Consider the following 17,419-nt stretch of genomic DNA (forward strand, 5'->3'; position numbering starts at 1 on the left):
AGAATGACAATGCTGCAAAATATCCGAATCGTGCTGGTCGAAACCTCCCACACCGGCAACATGGGCTCCGTGGCCCGCGCTATGAAAACCATGGGGTTAACCAACCTGTGGCTGGTCAACCCGCTGGTGAAACCAGACTCCCAGGCCATCGCCCTGGCAGCCGGAGCCAGCGATGTGATTGGCAACGCGCAGATCGTCGATACCCTCGATGAAGCGCTGGCCGGTTGCAGCCTGGTGGTTGGCACCAGCGCGCGTTCCCGTACGCTGCCGTGGCCGATGCTCGACCCGCGTGAGTGCGGTCTGAAAAGCGTCTCAGAAGGTGAACATGCGCCGGTGGCGCTAGTGTTCGGTCGTGAACGCGTTGGCCTGACCAACGATGAACTGCAAAAATGTCATTACCACGTGGCGATTGCCGCTAACCCGGAATACAGCTCGCTGAATCTGGCGATGGCCGTGCAGGTTATCTCTTATGAAGTGCGCATGGCCTGGCTGGCGACGCAGGAAAGCAACGAACCGAAGGTTGAGCACGAAGAGACGCCGTACCCGTTGGTGGACGATCTTGAGCGTTTCTATGGACATCTGGAGCAGACGCTGCTCGCTACCGGCTTCATCCGCGAAAACCATCCGGGGCAGGTGATGAGCCGTTTACGTCGTCTGTTTACCCGTGCGCGCCCGGAAAGCCAGGAGCTGAACATCCTGCGTGGGATTCTGGCGTCTATTGAGCAGAAAAACAAAGAGTAAGGTGCATTCCCGGCGGTGCTCCGTTTGGCCGGGCTACACCCCTTTTGTAACCGGGGCGAGGCCTCTGGCCGACCCCGGAAACGGCTCAGAATCAATACCGCACGGAACGCCAAATACCTGACTAAATTACTCAAGTAAATAGTTGACTGTTTTAGTCGGGAATGTCAGACTTGGCCCTGCTATGCAATACCCACAATATTATTAAAAACCCCGGGCAGGGGCGAGTTTGAGGTTAAGTAAGACATGAGACTGACATCTAAAGGGCGTTATGCCGTAACCGCGATGCTGGACGTTGCACTCAACTCCGAAGCGGGCCCGGTGCCGTTGGCTGATATTTCTGAACGTCAGGGAATTTCACTCTCCTATCTGGAGCAGCTGTTCTCCCGTCTGCGTAAAAATGGCTTAGTATCCAGCGTACGCGGACCAGGCGGTGGTTATCTGCTGGGTAAAGAAGCAAACCACATCGCAGTGGGTGAAGTGATTAGCGCAGTGGACGAGTCCGTTGACGCTACCCGCTGTCAGGGGAAAGGTGGCTGCCAGGGCGGCGATAAATGTTTGACCCACGCACTCTGGCGCGATCTGAGCGACCGTCTGACCGGCTTCCTGAACAACATCACCCTCGGTGAACTGGTCAATAACCAGGAAGTTCTGGACGTGTCTGGTCGCCAGCATTCGCACGACACCTCCCGCAATACCCGCGTACAAGACGCTATCGACGTTAAGTTACGTGCATAATCCACCCGCTCTGCCGTGTGCCTTATCGGGCGCACGTAGCAGGGCTGGTTATAGATAAAAATGAGATTTCAGAGTCAGGCCGGGACAGCGTCCCGTCAACACGGTCGTACATCCAGCCGGTTGCCTGACTCCTTGCATTGAGTGATGTACGGAGTTAAAGAGCAATGAAATTACCGATTTATCTCGACTACTCCGCAACCACGCCGGTGGACCCGCGTGTTGCCGAGAAAATGATGCAGTTTCTGACCCTGGACGGGACCTTTGGTAACCCGGCCTCTCGTTCACACCGTTTCGGCTGGCAGGCTGAAGAGGCGGTAGATATCGCCCGTAACCAGATTGCTGACCTCGTGGGTGCAGACCCGCGTGAAATCGTCTTTACCTCCGGTGCGACTGAATCCGACAACCTGGCGATTAAAGGTGCAGCCAACTTTTATCAGAAAAAAGGCAAGCACATCATCACCAGCAAAACCGAGCATAAAGCCGTGCTGGACACCTGTCGTCAGCTCGAGCGCGAAGGTTTCGAAATCACCTATCTGGCGCCACAGCGCAACGGCATTATCGATCTCAAAGAGCTCGAAGCAGCCATGCGTGACGACACCATCCTCGTCTCCATCATGCACGTGAACAACGAAATCGGCGTGGTGCAGGATATCGCGACCATCGGCGAAATGTGCCGTGCGCGCGCCATCATCTATCACGTTGATGCGACCCAGAGCGTGGGCAAACTGCCTATCGACCTGAGCCAGCTGAAAGTTGACCTGATGTCCTTCTCCGGTCACAAAATCTACGGTCCAAAAGGTATCGGCGCACTGTACGTTCGTCGTAAACCACGTATCCGTATCGAAGCACAGATGCACGGCGGCGGTCACGAGCGCGGCATGCGTTCCGGTACCCTGCCTGTTCACCAGATCGTCGGCATGGGCGAAGCTTACCGTATCGCGAAAGAAGAGATGGAGACCGAAATGGCCCGTCTGCGCGGTCTGCGTAACCGTCTGTGGAACGGCGTGAAGGATATGGAAGAAGTTTACCTGAACGGTGATCTTGAGCAGGGCGCACCAAACATCCTCAACGTGAGCTTTAACTACGTTGAAGGTGAGTCCCTGATTATGGCGCTGAAAGACCTGGCGGTTTCCTCCGGTTCCGCATGTACCTCCGCAAGCCTTGAGCCATCCTACGTGCTGCGCGCACTGGGCATGACCGATGAGCTGGCGCATAGCTCCATTCGTTTCTCTTTAGGTCGTTTCACTACCGAAGAAGAGATTGACTACACCATCAATCTGGTTCGCAACTCCATTGGCCGTCTGCGCGACCTTTCTCCACTGTGGGAAATGTTCAAACAGGGCGTGGATCTGAACAGCATTGAATGGTCGCATCATTAATCGGTACCGATAAGGAGAATTCATCATGGCTTACAGCGAAAAAGTAATCGATCACTACGAGAACCCACGTAACGTAGGTTCCTTCGACAACAGCGACGAAAGCGTCGGCAGCGGCATGGTCGGTGCTCCGGCCTGCGGCGACGTGATGAAGTTGCAGATTAAAGTCAACAATGAAGGTATCATTGAAGACGCGCGTTTCAAGACCTACGGCTGCGGTTCCGCCATTGCTTCCAGCTCCCTCGTCACCGAGTGGGTAAAAGGGAAATCCCTGGACGAAGCACAGGCCATTAAAAATACCGATATCGCAGACGAGCTTGAACTGCCACCAGTGAAAATTCACTGTTCTATCCTGGCAGAAGACGCGATTAAAGCCGCTATTGCGGATTACAAAAGCAAACGTGAAGCAAAATAATTAAGAGTTGAGGTTTTTATGTCGATTACCTTAAGCGACAGTGCAGCAGCGCGAGTCAATACCTTCCTGTCAAACCGCGGTAAAGGGTTTGGTCTGCGTCTTGGCGTGAGAACGTCCGGTTGTTCAGGTATGGCCTATGTACTGGAATTTGTTGACGAGCCGGCGGCAGAAGATACCGTTTTCGAAGACAAAGGCGTGAAGGTTGTCATCGACGGTAAGAGCCTGCAATTTCTTGATGGCACGCAGCTCGACTTCGTGAAAGAAGGTCTGAACGAAGGGTTTAAATTCACTAACCCGAACGTGAAAGACGAGTGCGGTTGCGGCGAAAGCTTTAACGTCTGATTTTGAGTCCTGCCAACCCCACCCATGGTTTATCGCTGTGCGTGGGGTTTGTTTTAAATAGTTAACCCTGAGATCGTCATGGATTACTTCACTCTCTTTGGATTGCCAGCCGGTTATCACGTAGACACTCAGGCCCTCGCGGCACGCTTCCAGGACCTGCAGCGTCAGAACCACCCCGACCGATTTGCTAGCGGCAGCGACGCTGAACAGCTCGCAGCGGTTCAGCGTTCTGCGAACATAAACCAGGCCTGGCAAACGTTGCGTCACCCGCTGATGCGCGCCGAATATCTGCTCTCCCTGCACGGGTTTGATCTTGCCTCCGAACAGCACACCGTGCGCGATACCGCGTTCCTGATGGAACAGCTGGAACTGCGTGAAGAGCTGGACGAGATTGAACAGGCAAAAGATACCGACCGCCTGGAAGGGCTTATCAAACGCATCAAAGCAATGTATAGCCAACGCCAGCAGCAGATGGTGGCGGAACTCGATTCGCAAACGTGGGAAGCGGCGGCGGATACCGTCCGTAAACTGCGTTTTCTCGATAAACTCCAAAGCAGCGCTGAATTACTCGAAGAAAAGCTGCTCGATTTCTGATTCTGGAAGCTTAACATGGCCTTATTACAAATTAGTGAGCCGGGTCTAAGCGCCGCGCCGCACCAGCGTCGTCTGGCGGTGGGCATTGACTTAGGCACCACCAATTCCCTGGTGGCTACCGTGCGTAGCGGCCAGGCGGAAACGCTGGCCGACAATCAGGGGCGTCACCTGCTGCCTTCCGTTGTGCACTATCAGGAGCAGGGCCACGTGGTCGGCTACGATGCGCGCACCAACGCCGCGCTTGACCCCGCTAATACCATCAGCTCCGTAAAACGCATGATGGGCCGCTCGCTGGCGGATATCCAGACGCGCTACCCACATCTGCCGTACCAGTTCCAGGCAAGCGAAAACGGCCTGCCAATGCTGGTGACCAAGGCCGGTGTACTGAACCCAATCCGCGTTTCGGCCGATATCCTCAAAGCGCTGGCGGCTCGCGCCACCGAAACGCTTGAAGGCGAGCTGGATGGCGTGGTGATTACCGTTCCCGCTTATTTTGATGATGCACAGCGTCAGGGCACCAAAGACGCCGCGCGTCTGGCGGGCCTGCACGTACTGCGTCTGCTGAACGAACCGACCGCCGCGGCTATCGCTTACGGCCTCGATTCCGGTCAGGAAGGGGTGATTGCCGTCTACGATCTGGGCGGCGGTACCTTCGATATCTCGATTCTGCGCCTGAGCCGCGGCGTGTTTGAAGTGCTGGCTACCGGCGGGGATTCTGCGCTGGGCGGCGACGACTTCGACCACCTGCTGGCCGACCATATCCGCGAACAGGCGGGCATTGCCGATCGCAGCGACAACCGCGTACAGCGCGAACTGCTTGACGCCGCCATCGCCGCCAAAATCGCCCTGAGCGATGCCGATAGCGTGACCGTTGAGGTCGCTGGCTGGAAAGGCGAGGTAACCCGCGAACAGTTTAACGACCTGATTTCCGCGCTGGTGAAGCGCACACTGCTGGCCTGCCGTCGCGCGCTGAAAGATGCGGGCGTGGAAGCCGAAGAGGTGCTGGAAGTAGTCATGGTCGGCGGTTCAACCCGCGTACCGCTGGTGCGTGAACGCGTGGGCGAGTTCTTTGGCCGTACGCCGCTGACCTCTATCGACCCGGATAAAGTGGTCGCCATTGGCGCCGCCGTGCAGGCTGATATTCTGGTCGGCAACAAGCCGGACAGCGAAATGCTGTTGCTCGACGTGATCCCGCTCTCTCTTGGCCTCGAAACCATGGGCGGCCTGGTAGAGAAGGTTATCCCGCGTAATACCACTATTCCGGTGGCTCGCGCGCAGGAGTTCACCACCTTCAAAGACGGCCAGACCGCGATGTCCATCCACGTGATGCAGGGCGAGCGCGAACTGGTGCAGGACTGCCGTTCACTGGCGCGTTTTGCGCTGCGCGGGATTCCGGCGCTGCCGGCTGGCGGCGCGCACATTCGCGTAACCTTCCAGGTGGACGCCGATGGCCTGCTGAGCGTCACCGCCATGGAGAAATCCACCGGCGTTGAGTCCTCTATTCAGGTGAAGCCGTCCTACGGTCTGACCGATGGCGAAATCGCCACCATGATTCAGGATTCCATGAGCTATGCCGAGCAGGACGTGAAAGCACGTATGCTGGCAGAGCAGAAAGTGGAAGCCGCTCGCGTGCTGGAAAGCCTGCGCAGCGCGCTGGCCGCTGATGCCGCGCTGTTAAGCGCCGCAGAGCGTCAGGAGATTGACGAGGCTGCCGCCGTGCTGAGTGCGGTTGCCGAGGGTAATGACACTGACGCCATAGAACAAGCCATTAAAAACGTTGATAAACAAACCCAGGAATTCGCCGCTCGCCGCATGGACCAATCCGTCCGTGTCGCGCTGAAAGGCCAATCCGTGGACGAGGTTTAATATGCCAAAGATTGTTTTTTTGCCACATCAGGACCTGTGTCCGGATGGCATCGTTGTGGAAGCTGAGACCGGTGAAACCATTCTGGATGCTGCGCTGCGTAGCGGTATCGAGATTGAACACGCCTGCGAAAAATCCTGTGCCTGCACCACCTGCCACTGCATCGTGCGTGAAGGTTTCGACTCGCTGCCAGAAAGCACCGAAGACGAAGACGATATGCTGGATAAAGCCTGGGGGCTGGAACCAGATAGCCGCCTGAGCTGCCAGGCCCGCGTCACGGATGAAGACCTGGTGGTCGAAATTCCGCGTTACACAATTAACCACGCGCGCGAGCACTAAGAGGATAGTATGGGACTTAAGTGGACTGACAGCCGCGAAATCGGCGAAGCACTGTACGATGCTTACCCGGATACCGATCCGAAAACGGTGCGCTTCACTGACATGCACCAGTGGATTTGCGACCTCGAAGATTTTGATGATGACCCTCAGGCATCAAATGAAAAAATCCTTGAGGCAATTCTGCTAGTCTGGTTGGATGAAGCAGAATAAGTCACATAACGGGCTGCCATTCGGCGGCCCGTTTGCTAATAAGGATAAAAAAATGACACAAGCCATGAAAATTACCCTTTCTACTCAGCCAGCCGATGCGCGCTGGGGTGAAAAAGCGGCCTATAGCATTAATGATGAAGGTATTATCCTGCACCTGACCGGCCGCGACGACGCGGGCCTTATCCAGCGCGCGGCGCGTAAAATTGACGGCATGGGCATCAAGCACGTTGACCTGTCTGGCGAAGGCTGGAACGTCGACCTCGCCTGGGCTTTCTGGGCGGGCTACAAAGGGCCGAAAGGCGCTCGTCAGGTTGAATGGCCTGAGCTGGACGATGCGCAGCGCCAGGAACTGGACAACCGTCTGACCTACATTGACTGGGTACGTGACACCATCAACGCCCCAGCGGAAGAGCTGGGCCCAGAGCAGCTTGCGCAGCGCGCGGTTGACCTGCTGTGCGGCGTGGCATGCGACAACGTCTCATATCGCATCACCAAAGGCGAAGATCTGCGTGAGCAGGGTTACGCGGGCCTGCACACCGTGGGCCGTGGTTCCGAACGTCCACCGGTTCTGCTGGCGCTGGACTACAATCCAACCGGCGATAAAGAAGCGCCGGTTTACGCCTGTCTGGTCGGTAAAGGTATCACCTTCGACTCCGGCGGCTACAGCATCAAACAGAGCGCGTTCATGGACTCCATGAAGTCCGATATGGGCGGTGCCGCAACCGTGACCGGTGCGCTGGCGCTGGCGATTACTCGCGGCCTGAACAAGCGCGTAAAACTGTACCTATGCTGTGCGGATAACCTGATCAGCGGCAACGCCTTCAAGCTTGGCGATATCATCCACTACCGTAACGGTAAAAATGTGGAAGTGATGAACACCGATGCAGAAGGTCGCCTGGTGCTGGCCGATGGCCTGATTGATGCCAGCGCGCAGAAGCCAGAGCTTATCATCGATGCGGCAACCCTGACCGGGGCGGCCAAAACCGCGCTGGGCAACGATTACCACGCGCTGTTTAGCTTTGATGACCAGCTGGCGAACCGTCTGCTGGTAAGCGCCAGTGCGGAAAACGAAGCCTTCTGGCGTCTGCCGCTGGCCGAGTTCCACCGCAACCAGCTGCCGTCTAACTTTGCTGAGCTGAACAACACCGGCAGCGCAGCCTACCCGGCAGGCGCAAGCACCGCGGCGGGCTTCCTGTCCCACTTCGTGGAAAACTACCACCAGGGTTGGCTGCACATCGACTGCTCTGCCACCTACCGCAAATCTGCCGTTGAGCAGTGGTCGGCGGGTGCCACCGGGCTGGGTGTGCGGACTATCGCGAATCTGTTGACCGCCGAGTAATCTTTTCCCCTCACCCTAACCCTCTCCCCAAAGGGGAGAGGGGACCGTCCGGTTTTCTCCCTCGCCCCTTTGGGAAGAGGGCCGGGGTGAGGGGTATTCACACCTTCTGGAAGCATTATGTCTGAAAGCAAAAACGAACTCGAAACGCTGCTGGAACAGGCGGCAACCGAACCTGCTCATCGCCCAGCCTTTTTCCGCACTTTACTGGAGTCCACCGTCTGGGTTCCCGGCAGCGCAGCCGATGACCAGCAGGTTGTTGATGACAGCGCCTTAGAATTACAGCACTGGGAAAAAGACGACGGCACCTCCGTCATCCCGTTCTTCACCTCGCTGGAAGCGCTGAAAGAAGCGGTCACCACCGAGCAGGCGTTTGTGGTTATGCCGGTGCGCACGCTGTTTGAAATGACGCTTGGCGAAACCTTGTTCCTCAACGCGAAGCTGCCGACCGGCAAAGAGTTCACCCCGCGTGAAATCAGCCACCTGATTGGTGAAGAGGGCAACCCGCTCAGCACGCAGGAAGTGCTGGAAGGCGGCAGCGCGCTGCTGCTCTCTGAAGTTGCAGAGCCACCGGCCCAGATGGTGGAGTCGCTGACCACACTGTTCAAAACCCTGAAAACGGTGAAACGTGCGTTTATCTGCTCCATTAAAGAACGTGCGGACGAACAGCCGAACCTGCTGATTGGTATTGAAGCGGAAGGGGATATCGAAGAGATTATTCACGCCGCGGGCAGCGTAGCAACCGACACCTTACCGGGTGACGAACCGATTGATATCTGCCAGGTGGTGGAAGGCGAGAAGGGCATTAGCCACTTTATGCTCGCCCATATCACGCCGTTCTATGAAAAACGCTGGGGCAGTTTCCTGCGTGATTTTAAGCAGAACCGAATCATTTGAGCCGATCCGGTTCTATGGTAGCCCGGGCGAGGCGTTCACGCCGACCCCGGGATGGCACGGCCCCGTCGTTACTTTTGAGGCTCAATCGGCAAATCGTCGCGCGCGCCCCATTCACTCCAGGCACCGTCATACAGCACGACCTCTTTTGCCCCCAACGTCTCCAGCGCCAGCAGAACCACCGCTGCCGTCACGCCTGAGCCGCAGCTGGTAATAATCGGCTGATTAAGGTCTACGCCCTGACGAGCAAAAATCATTTCCAGCTCATCAGTGGTTTTCAGCTCGCCGTTGAAAGTCAGTTCGCTCCACGGCACGTTCAGCGCGCCGGGAATATGGCCGCGACGCAGGCCAGGGCGTGGTTCATCCACTTCGGCATTAAAGCGACCGGCTGGGCGCGCATCGATAATCTGCTTCGAACGTTCATGACTTGCCAGCAGTACATCGGTCAGACGTGCAACGGCGTGGGCGTTAAACTTAACCTCAAACTCGCCTTCACCGGCATCAACATCGCCCTGTTCGAGCAGCAGTTCATCGCGTTGCCAGCCTGCAAGGCCGCCCGCCAGAATAGAGACGTTTTCCACGCCGAAGGTTTTCAGCATCCACCACGCGCGCGGCGCGGAGAACAGATTACCCTCGTCATACACCACTAAATGGCGGTCGCTGCTCACGCCCAGTTCGCGCATGGCGACGGCAAAAGCTTCCGGGCGCGGCATCATATGCGGCAGCGTCGAGGTGTGGTCGGACAGCGCTTCAATATCAAAGAACCGCGCGCCGGGCAGATGGCCTGCACGGTACTCACCCGCCATATCCCGGTGTTCCTGTCCGGGAGGCGCCATTCGCGCATCGATAATTTGAATTGCCGGATCGTTTATGTGTTCAGCCAGCCAATCGGCGGCGACAAAGAAAGAGGTGGTCATTGAGTGCCTCCATTTGCAATCGTAGAGGAATTGTCGATGTTTTCCGGAGAGCTGACAAGTTAGCAACGCTGCGGTTGTGATTAAGGCTATATATGAAATCTGAAAATCGGCTCTGTAATGAGCGTGCTATTGGTAAAAGTCACGTTTGCACATAATACTATGTCAATTAACGAAATAGAGACTTAACGTCAGAGGTTATAAGGATGAAACCGTTCCGTTTAGCCGTGCTTGCTATGCTGGCCGCCTCGCTCCTGTCCGGGTGCGACGACAGCGACAAAGCGCAGGATGTCAAACCCGTCGCGTCCTCGACGGCGTCGCAAAACGTTGCGCCGGTTAAACCGGATGCCGCACAGCTGGCGAAACTTGCCCAGCAGAGCGAGGGTAAAGCGCTCACGCTGCTGGATGCCTCAGAGGTTCAGCTCGACGGCGCGGCAACGCTGGTGCTGACGTTCTCTATTGCGCTCAATCCCGAGCAGGATTTCAGCAAGACCGTCCACGTGGTGGATAAGAAAAGCGGCAAGGTGGACGGAGCCTGGGAGCTGGCGCCGAATCTGAAAGAGCTGCGTCTGCGTCATCTGGAGCCGAAGCGCGACCTGATTGTCACCGTTGACCCAGAGCTTGCTGCGCTGAATAAGGCCACCTTCGGCACCAGCGTGGAGAAAACGCTGACCACCCGCGATATTGCCCCAAGCGTTGGCTTCGCCAGCCGTGGCTCGCTGCTGCCGGGCAAAGTGGTGGACGGGCTGCCGGTAATGGTGCTTAACGTGCCGCATGTAGACGTTAACTTCTTCCGCGTGAAGCCGGAGTCGCTGGCGTCGTTTGTCAGCCAGTGGGAGTACCGCAGTTCGCTTAGCAACTGGGAATCTGACGAACTGCTGAAAATGGCGGATCTGGTTTACACCGGACGTTTCGACCTTAACCCGGCACGCAACACGCGGGAAAAACTGCTGCTGCCGCTGAAAGATATTGCGCCGCTGCAGCAGTCCGGCGTCTATATCGCGGTGATGAACCCAGCGGGGCAGTACAGCTACAGTAATGCCGCCACGCTCTTTACTCTCAGCGACGTTGGCGTGTCGCTGCACCGTTATCACAACCAGCTTGACGTATTCACGCAAAGCCTGGAAAACGGCGGGGCCCAGTCGGCGGTTGAGCTCACGCTGCTCAACGACAAAGGGCAAACCCTGGCGCAGGCGACCAGCGATGCTCAGGGACATGCGGTCCTGAAAACCGACAAAGAGGCTGCGCTGCTGCTAGCGCGCAAAGAGGGGCAAACCACCTTACTTGATCTCAAACTGCCGGCGCTCGACCTGGCGGAGTTTAACGTTGCAGGTGACCCTGGCTTCAGCAAGCAGTTCTTTATGTTTGGCCCGCGCGATCTTTATCGTCCCGGTGAAACGGTGATCCTCAACGGCCTGCTGCGCGATGGCGATGGCAAAGCGTTACCGGAACAGCCGGTAAAACTTGAGGTGGTGAAACCTGACGGGCAGGTGATCCGCAGCGTCGTCAGCCAGCCGGTGAACGGTCTCTATCAGTTTACCTATCCGCTGGATAGCAGTGCGGCAACCGGCATGTGGCATATTCGCGCCAACACCGGCGATAACCAGCCGCGCGAGTGGGATTTCCACGTCGAAGACTTTATGCCTGAACGTATGGCGCTCAACCTGACGCCGCAGCCGACGCCGCTTGCACCGAGTGATGACGTGAAGTTTGACGTGTCGGGCTACTATCTTTACGGCGCACCGGCTAACGGCAATAGCCTGCAGGGGAAACTGTTTTTACGCCCGCTGCGCGAGGCCGTTGCCGCGCTGCCGGGCTTTCAGTTTGGCGATATTGCCGAACAAAACACCACCCGCAGCCTTGATGAAATGAATCTGACGCTGGATGCCAAAGGTCACGGCGAAGTGACCACCGCTAGCCAGTGGCAGGAAACGCATTCGCCGCTGCAGGTGATTCTACAGGCCAGCCTGCTTGAGTCCGGCGGTCGTCCAGTCACTCGCCGCGCCACGCAGGCCATCTGGCCAGCCTCTGAATTGCCGGGTATTCGCCCGCAGTTCGCCAGCAAGGCGGTCTATGACTACCGCACCGACACTACAGTGAATCAGCCGATCGTTGAAGAAAACAGCCAGGCGGCGTTTGATATCGTCTACACCGATGCCAGGGGTGAAAAAAAGGCCGTTTCCGATCTCCAGGTTCGGCTGATTCGCGAACGCCGCGATTACTACTGGAACTGGTCGGAAAGCGACGGCTGGCAGTCCCGCTTTGATCAAAAAGATCTGGTCGAAGGTGAAGAGACGCTGGCGTTGAAAACCGACGAAACCGGCAAAGTCAGCTTCCCGGTGGAGTGGGGCGCTTATCGATTAGAAGTGAAGGCACCGAACGATGCGGTGAGCAGCGTGCGTTTCTGGGCAGGCTATAGTTGGCAGGACAACAGCGACGGTAGTGGCGCGGCGCGCCCGGATCGCGTGACGCTGAAACTCGATAAACCGAGCTACCGTCCTGGCGATACCATCAAGCTGCACGTTGCTGCTCCGGCAGCAGGCAAAGGCTATGCGATGGTGGAGTCCAGCGACGGTCCGCTATGGTGGCAGGAAATTAACGTTCCGGCCGAAGGGCTGGATCTCACCATTCCGGTGGATAAAAGCTGGAATCGTCACGACCTCTATCTCAGCACGCTGGTGGTGCGTCCGGGGGATAAATCTCGCTCTGCTACGCCGAAGCGGGCGGTGGGCGTATTGCATTTGCCGCTAGGCGATGAACAGCGTCGTCTGGATGTAACGCTGGAGGGGCCGCAGAAAATGCGTCCCCTCCAGCCGTTGACCGTCAAGGTTAAAGTGAATCGCAAAGAGGGTGATACGCCGAAGCAAGTAAACGTGCTGCTCTCAGCGGTCGATAGCGGCGTGCTGAGTATTACCGACTACACCACCCCCGATCCATGGCAGGCGTTCTTTGGTCAGAAACGCTACGGTGCGGATATCTACGACATCTACGGTCAGGTAATTGAAGGCCAGGGGAGACTGGCGAGCCTGCGCTTTGGCGGCGATGGTGATGAGCTTAATCGTGGCGGCAAACCGCCGGTGAACCACGTCACCATTATTGCCGAACAGGCGCAGCCGGTAACGCTTGATGAGAACGGCGAGAGCACCATTACGCTGCCTATCGGCGATTTTAACGGCGAGCTGAGAGTGATGGCGCAGGCGTGGACGGCGGAAGATTTTGGCCGCAGCGAGTCGAAGGTCGTGGTCGCTGCGCCGGTGGTGGTTGAACTGAATACGCCGCGCTTTATGGCCGGCGGCGACAGTGCGCGTCTGACGCTGGACGTCACTAACCTGACGGACAAACCGCAGACGCTCAACGTGCAGATAGTGGCTAATGGCCTGCTGCAGCTGAAAAGTACACCACCGGAACCGGTCACGTTAGAGCCGGGCGTGCGTCACACGCTTTTTGTCCCGGTTAGCGCAGGTGAAGGCTTTGGTGACGGCGAGATCAGCGTAAGCGTATCGGGCATGACGTTGCCAGGAGAAACCCTGGCCGATCTCCACAAACAGTGGAAAATCGGCGTGCGTCCGGCCTATCCGGCGCAAACCGTCAATAGCGGTGCGGTGCTGCAACCGGGTGAAAGCTGGAACGTTGCGGAAAATCAGCATCTGAATTTCTCTCCGGTGACGCTACAGGGGCAACTGCTGCTGAGCGGCAAACCGCCGCTGAATCTGGCGCGCTATATTCGTGAACTCAAAGCCTATCCGTACGGGTGCCTGGAGCAGACTGCCAGCGGCCTCTTCCCGCAGCTTTATACCAACGCCGCGCAGCTGAAAACGCTGGGTATCGTGGGTGATAGTGACGATAAACGCCGTGCAGCGGTCGATATCGGTATCTCGCGCCTGCTGCAAATGCAGAAAGATAACGGCGGCTTTGCGCTGTGGGATAAAAACGGGCCGGAAGAGTATTGGTTGACCGCCTACGTGATGGACTTCCTGGTGCGCGCGGGCGAGCAGGGCTATAGCGTACCGGCAGAGGCGATTAACAACGGTAACAATCGTCTGCTGCGCTACTTGCAGGAGCCGGGGCTGATGAGCGTACGCTATACCGATGATAACGCGGCAAGCCGCTTCGCCATTCAGTCCTATGCCGGTCTGGTGCTGGCGCGGCAGCAAAAAGCGCCGCTTGGCGCGCTGCGCGAATTGTGGGAACGTCGCGCTCAAGTGGGTTCCGGCCTGCCGTTAATGCAGCTAGGCATTGCGCTAAAAGCAATGGGGGATGCGCCACGGAGCGAACAGGCTATCCAGCTTTCGCTCACCACCAAACGTGAGGATCAGCGACGCTGGCTGGCGGACTACGGCAGCGTGCTTCGCGATAACGCGCTGATGCTTTCGCTGCTGGAAGAGAACAAGCTGCTGCCGGACGCGCAAAATACGTTGCTGCAAACGCTCTCTGAACAGGCGTTCAGCGAGCGCTGGCTGTCAACCCAGGAGAACAATGCGCTGTTCCTGGCGGCGAAAGGCGTGTTGGATCTCCCCGGCAACTGGCAGGCGCAGACCTCGTTTGAAAGCCAGCCGCTGCAAGGAGAAAAGGCCCTGACGCGGAATCTTGACGGCGATCAGCTTTCTACATTGACGGTGACCAACAAAGGCGAACAGCCGCTGTGGCTACGCCTGGATAGCAACGGATACCCGGAAAATGCGCCTGCGGCGTCCAGCAATGTGCTGCACATCGAGCGTCAGTTCTACGGTACCGACGGGCAGCGTAAATCGCTCTCTTCCCTGCGCAGCGGCGAGCTGGTGCTGGTGAAGCTGGATGTTAACGCCAGTCAAAACGTACCAGACGCGTTGGTTGTCGATATGCTGCCAGCGGGGCTAGAGCTGGAAAATCAGAATCTTGCGAACAGCAGCGCCAATCTGCAGGACAACGGCACCGCAGTGCAGGAGTGGCTCAACCAGATGCAGCAGGCAGATATCCAGCATATGGAGTTCCGTGACGATCGCTTTGTGGCGGCGGTTGCCGTCAGCGCGAATCAGCCGGTCACGCTGGTCTATCTGGCTCGAGCGGTGATGCCGGGAACCTACCGCGTGCCGCCGTCGCAGGTTGAGTCTATGTATGTACCAGGCTGGCGCGCCGTTGGGGCGGCTGACGATATGCTGATCGTTGTGCCGTAGGATGCGTCTTGCCTGGAATATACGCCGCGTCTGGCGATGGCTTGTCGGGGCGGTCGTATTATTATCCGTCAGCATTTTGCTGGCGGATAAGCTCTGGCCGCTGCCGCTCCATGAAGTCACCCCCGCTAGGGTGGTGGTGGCGGAGGATGGCAGCCCGCTGTGGCGTTTTGCCGATGCGCAGGGGATCTGGCGCTACCCGGTGACCATCGAAGAGGTGTCGCCGCGCTATCTTGATGCCCTGATTCAGTATGAAGACCGCTGGTTCTGGGATCATCCCGGTGTGAATCCGTTTTCTATTGCCCGTGCGGCCTGGCAGGATGTGACCTCTGGCCGCGTCGTCTCCGGCGGCAGCACCCTGACCATGCAGGTCGCGCGTCTGCTTGACCCGCACCCGCGAACCTTCGGCGGTAAATTTCGTCAGCTCTGGCGCGCGATGCAGCTGGAGTGGCACCTCTCTAAGCGTGACATTCTTACCCTTTATCTTAATCGCGCCCCGTTTGGCGGCACGCTGCAGGGCATTGGTGCGGCAAGCTGGGCCTATCTCGGAAAACCGCCCGTCCAGCTAAGCTATGCCGACGCTGCATTGCTGGCCGTGTTGCCGCAGGCGCCGAGCCGATTGCGCCCGGACCGTTGGCCCGAACGGGCTCAGGCCGCACGTAACAAAGTGCTGGACCGCATGCAGGCCCAGCAGGTCTGGTCCGCCGCGCTGGTGAAAGAAGCCAAAGAGGAGCCGGTGTGGCTGTTTCCTCGGCAGATGCCGCAGCTCGCGCCGCTGTTTGCTCGCCATATACTTGCGCAGAGCCGGGATGAGAAAGTCGTCACCACTCTGGATGCCGGGCTGCAGCGTCAACTGGAAGAGATGGCGCTGAACTGGAAATCGCGCCTGCCGCCGCGCAGCTCGCTGGCGATGGTGGTGGTGGATAACCACAATATGAAAGTGCGTGGCTGGGTGGGTTCGGCAGATATCACTGACGACAGCCGTTTTGGCCATGTCGATATGGTGACGGCGGTACGTTCACCGGGCTCGGTGCTGAAACCATTTTTGTACGGTCTGGCGCTCGACAGCGCGCTGATTCACCCTGAATCGCTGCTACAGGATGTCCCCCGGCGCGTGGGCGACTATCGTCCCGGCAACTTTGATAGCGGTTTCCACGGTCCGGTCAGCATGAGCGAGGCGCTGGTGCGCTCGCTGAATCTCCCGGCGGTACAGGTGCTGGACGCCTACGGGCCAAAACAGTTTGCCGCGCGTTTGCGTAATGCCGGGCTGCCGCTGATGTTGCCTGCGGGTGCGGAGCCGAATCTGTCGCTGATCCTCGGCGGTGCGGGCGCGCGATTGGCGGATATCACCGCGGCCTATAGCGCTCTGGCTCGCCACGGCAAGGTCGGAAAATTACGTATGCTGGCGAGTGACCCGCTGGTGGAACGCCCGCTGCTTTCGCCCGGCGCGGCGTGGATCATTCGCCGTATCCTCGCCGGCGAAGCCCAGCCGGTGCCGGACGCGTCGTTGCCTCAAGTGGTGCCGCTGGCGTGGAAAACCGGCACCAGCTATGGCTATCGCGACGCATGGGCTATTGGCGTAAATGCTCGCTACAGCATCGGGATCTGGACGGGCAGACCAGACGGCACGCCGGTTGCCGGGCAGTTCGGGTTTGCCAGCGCGATCCCGCTGCTCAATCAGGTGAGTAACCTGCTGCTTGCGAATAGTGCGCGCCAGCAGGAAGGTCGCGATCCGCGCCCTACCTCGGTCAGTTCAGCGGAAATTTGCTGGCCGGGCGGGCAGCCGTTACCTGCCGGAGACAGCAACTGCCGTCGACGTCTGTCCACCTGGGTACTGGATAACAGCCTGCCGCCGACGCTGCTGCTGCCAGAGCAGGAAGGGATGCAGGGGATTCGCTTCCCACTGTGGTTGGATGGCGAAGGTAAGCGCGTCGCCGCGGATTGCCCGGATGCTCGTGAAATCACGCTCGACGTCTGGCCGCTGCCGCTGGAGCCGTGGTTGCCCGTCGGTGAGCGACGTGCCGCGCGATTGCCGCCGGTTTCGACACGTTGCCCACCGCGTCAATTGCAGAATGCCGCCCCGCTGATGCTTTCCGGTATTCGTGAAGACGCGGTGATCCGGCGCTTGCCCGGGGAGCCGAACGCAAAAATAGTGCTACAGGCGAGTGGTGGAGAAGGGCGACGCTGGTGGTTTCTCAACGGTGAACCACAGATGAGCGCAGGGAATAGCCTGACCTTAACGCTGACGAACCCGACGCGCTATCAACTGGTGGTGATGGATGAAACCGGGCAGACGTCGGTGGTGAACTTTACGCTGCAGTGAGTGATATTGCCGGGTGGATAGCGTGATGTAGGCCCGATAAGCGTAGCGCCATCGGGCAAAACCGGCGCACAATAGCCAAACCGGGCTTGTTACAAAATGTGTTGCCTAAAAGTGTTTTATTTTAAAAAAATGTTACCTTCATCCATAGGCAACGACGCATCCGGTCTTTATAATCCGCGCCAGGTC

The 17,419-nt window shown here is 58.0% G+C and carries 14 protein-coding genes; 13 read left to right on the top strand and 1 reads right to left on the bottom strand.

Annotation, left to right across the window (positions count from 1 at the left end):
* Positions 1-9 precede the first annotated feature (9 nt).
* From trmJ to sseB, 11 genes are all read left to right on the top strand, one after another.
* Entirely contained in the window at positions 10-741 is a 732-nt protein-coding gene (gene trmJ / locus HII27_RS16350; protein WP_185668884.1) for a tRNA (cytosine(32)/uridine(32)-2'-O)-methyltransferase TrmJ, read from the top strand.
* A gap of 243 nt (positions 742-984) precedes the next feature.
* Complete coding sequence (iscR, locus tag HII27_RS16355) at positions 985-1,476, top strand: Fe-S cluster assembly transcriptional regulator IscR (protein ID WP_035891361.1); 492 nt, start codon at positions 985-987, stop codon at positions 1,474-1,476.
* Between the two features lie 164 nt (positions 1,477-1,640).
* The gene (gene iscS / locus HII27_RS16360; protein WP_185668885.1) at positions 1,641-2,855 is read left to right on the top strand and encodes a cysteine desulfurase; all 1,215 of its coding nucleotides are present in this window, start codon (positions 1,641-1,643) and stop codon (positions 2,853-2,855) included.
* A gap of 25 nt (positions 2,856-2,880) precedes the next feature.
* Complete coding sequence (gene iscU, locus HII27_RS16365; RefSeq protein ID WP_005120408.1) at positions 2,881-3,267, top strand: Fe-S cluster assembly scaffold IscU; 387 nt, start codon at positions 2,881-2,883, stop codon at positions 3,265-3,267.
* Positions 3,268-3,285: 18 nt separating this feature from the next.
* Positions 3,286-3,609 carry an iron-sulfur cluster assembly protein IscA gene (gene iscA, locus HII27_RS16370; RefSeq protein ID WP_035891367.1) on the top strand — a complete coding sequence of 108 codons (324 nt, stop codon included), beginning with the start codon at positions 3,286-3,288 and terminating at the stop codon, positions 3,607-3,609.
* A gap of 78 nt (positions 3,610-3,687) precedes the next feature.
* Positions 3,688-4,203: a co-chaperone HscB gene (gene hscB / locus HII27_RS16375; protein WP_185668886.1), complete on the top strand. Its 516-nt coding sequence runs from the start codon at positions 3,688-3,690 to the stop codon at positions 4,201-4,203.
* A gap of 15 nt (positions 4,204-4,218) precedes the next feature.
* Positions 4,219-6,069, top strand: a complete 1,851-nt coding sequence (hscA, locus tag HII27_RS16380; RefSeq protein WP_185668887.1) for a Fe-S protein assembly chaperone HscA — start codon at positions 4,219-4,221, stop codon at positions 6,067-6,069.
* 1 nt (position 6,070) lies between these two features.
* A complete protein-coding gene (fdx, locus tag HII27_RS16385) occupies positions 6,071-6,406 on the top strand; it encodes an ISC system 2Fe-2S type ferredoxin (protein WP_035891374.1) in 336 nt (111 codons plus the stop codon).
* Between the two features lie 9 nt (positions 6,407-6,415).
* Positions 6,416-6,616 carry a Fe-S cluster assembly protein IscX gene (gene iscX, locus HII27_RS16390; RefSeq protein ID WP_185668888.1) on the top strand — a complete coding sequence of 67 codons (201 nt, stop codon included), beginning with the start codon at positions 6,416-6,418 and terminating at the stop codon, positions 6,614-6,616.
* 52 nt (positions 6,617-6,668) lie between these two features.
* Entirely contained in the window at positions 6,669-7,955 is a 1,287-nt protein-coding gene (gene pepB, locus HII27_RS16395) for an aminopeptidase PepB (RefSeq protein ID WP_185668889.1), read from the top strand.
* A 117-nt stretch (positions 7,956-8,072) separates the two neighbouring features.
* Positions 8,073-8,849 (top strand): enhanced serine sensitivity protein SseB, encoded by a 777-nt coding sequence (gene sseB / locus HII27_RS16400; protein ID WP_035891377.1) that lies wholly within the window; start codon positions 8,073-8,075, stop codon positions 8,847-8,849.
* A gap of 68 nt (positions 8,850-8,917) precedes the next feature.
* Here sseB and sseA read toward each other — a convergent pair whose 3' ends face one another.
* Positions 8,918-9,763, bottom strand: a complete 846-nt coding sequence (sseA, locus tag HII27_RS16405; protein WP_185668890.1) for a 3-mercaptopyruvate sulfurtransferase — start codon at positions 9,761-9,763, stop codon at positions 8,918-8,920.
* 203 nt (positions 9,764-9,966) lie between these two features.
* Between sseA and HII27_RS16410 the strand changes: the two genes are divergently transcribed.
* Together HII27_RS16410 and pbpC are read left to right on the top strand one after the other, a co-directional pair.
* Positions 9,967-14,913: an alpha-2-macroglobulin family protein gene (locus HII27_RS16410; RefSeq protein ID WP_185668891.1), complete on the top strand. Its 4,947-nt coding sequence runs from the start codon at positions 9,967-9,969 to the stop codon at positions 14,911-14,913.
* 1 nt (position 14,914) lies between these two features.
* Complete coding sequence (gene pbpC / locus HII27_RS16415) at positions 14,915-17,233, top strand: peptidoglycan glycosyltransferase PbpC (protein ID WP_185668892.1); 2,319 nt, start codon at positions 14,915-14,917, stop codon at positions 17,231-17,233.
* Positions 17,234-17,419: the final 186 nt, after the last annotated feature.

The organism is Kluyvera sichuanensis (assembly GCF_014218705.1).
Taxonomy (GTDB): Bacteria; Pseudomonadota; Gammaproteobacteria; order Enterobacterales; family Enterobacteriaceae; genus Kluyvera; species Kluyvera sichuanensis.